We start from the raw sequence: 1,379 nt of genomic DNA, 5'->3' as shown, positions 1-1,379 counted from the left end.
GCGGTGCTGGCCGCGACGCTCTCGCCGACCTGGGGCATCTACTCCGGCTACGAGCTGTGCGAGAACACCCCGCTCAGGGAGGGCAGCGAGGAGTACCTCGACTCGGAGAAGTACCAGATCAGGGCCCGCAATTGGGACACCGACCAGACCATCGCACCCCTGATCACCCGCCTCAACACCATCCGGCGAAACCACCCCGCACTCCGGCAGCTGCGAAACATCCGCTTCCACGAGACCGACAACGACGCGGTCATCGCGTACAGCAAGCGCACCGGCGACGACACCGTCCTCGTGGTCGTGAACCTGGATCCGCACCACACCCAGGAGGCCACGGTCTCGTTGGACATGCCGCAACTCGGCCTGGAGAGGCACGAGTCGCTGTTCGTGCACGACGAACTGGCGGGTGAGACCTACCGCTGGGGCAGGAACAACTATGTGCGCCTCGAACCAGGTCGGGCGCCCGCGCATGTGTTCCAGGTCCGGCGGCCGACGTCATCGATCGGAGGGTCCCCAGCGTGACAGTCAACGAGCCCGTCCACGACACCTTCGAGGACACGCCCGCGGGGGACCGGGACCCGGACTGGTTCAAACGGGCCGTCTTCTACGAGGTCCTGGTCCGCTCCTTCCAGGACAGCAACGGCGACGGCGTCGGCGACCTCAAGGGCATCACCGCCAAACTGGACTACCTCCAGTGGCTCGGCATCGACTGCCTGTGGCTGCCGCCCTTCTTCAAGTCACCGCTGCGCGACGGCGGTTACGACGTCTCCGACTACACCGCCGTCCTCCCCGAGTTCGGCGACCTCGCCGACTTCGTCGAATTCGTCGACGCCGCCCACCAACGCGGCATGCGCGTCATCATCGACTTCGTCATGAACCACACCAGCGACCAGCACCCGTGGTTCCAGGAATCCCGCGCCAACCCCGAAGGCCCCTACGGCGACTACTACATGTGGGCCGACGACGACCGCAAATACCCGGACGCGCGGATCATCTTCGTCGACACGGAAGTCTCCAACTGGACCTTCGACCCGGTGCGCGGCCAGTACTACTTCCACCGCTTCTTCTCCCACCAGCCGGACCTCAACTACGAGAACCCCGCGGTCCAGGAGGAAATCCTGGCCGCCCTCCGCTTCTGGCTGGACCTCGGCATCGACGGCTACCGCCTCGACGCCGTCCCCTATCTCTACGCGGCGGAGGGCACCAACTGCGAGAACCTGCCCACGAGTCACGCGTTCCTGAAGCGGGTGCGCCGGGAGATCGACGCGATGTATCCGGACACGGTTCTCCTCGCGGAGGCGAACCAGTGGCCGGAGGACGTCGTCGACTACTTCGGCGACTACAAGTCCGGCGGCGACGAATGCCACATGGCCTTCCACTTC

The 1,379-nt window shown here is 65.6% G+C and carries 2 protein-coding genes; both read left to right on the top strand.

Annotated elements, in window-relative coordinates:
• On the top strand, positions 1-519 hold a 519-nt coding region (locus ABZ896_RS52765), incomplete at its 5' end, for an alpha-glucosidase C-terminal domain-containing protein (protein ID WP_360946686.1).
• Positions 516-1,379 (top strand): alpha-amylase family glycosyl hydrolase (locus ABZ896_RS52760; RefSeq protein ID WP_360946683.1); only part of this gene is annotated, 864 nt, incomplete at its 3' end. The genes ABZ896_RS52765 and ABZ896_RS52760, both read left to right, overlap by 4 nt.

The organism is Streptomyces sp. NPDC047072 (assembly GCF_040643855.1).
GTDB lineage: Bacteria > Actinomycetota > Actinomycetes > Streptomycetales > Streptomycetaceae > Streptomyces.
The sequence above is the reverse complement of the archived record's forward strand: the minus strand, read 5'-3'. Positions and strand labels throughout refer to the sequence as shown.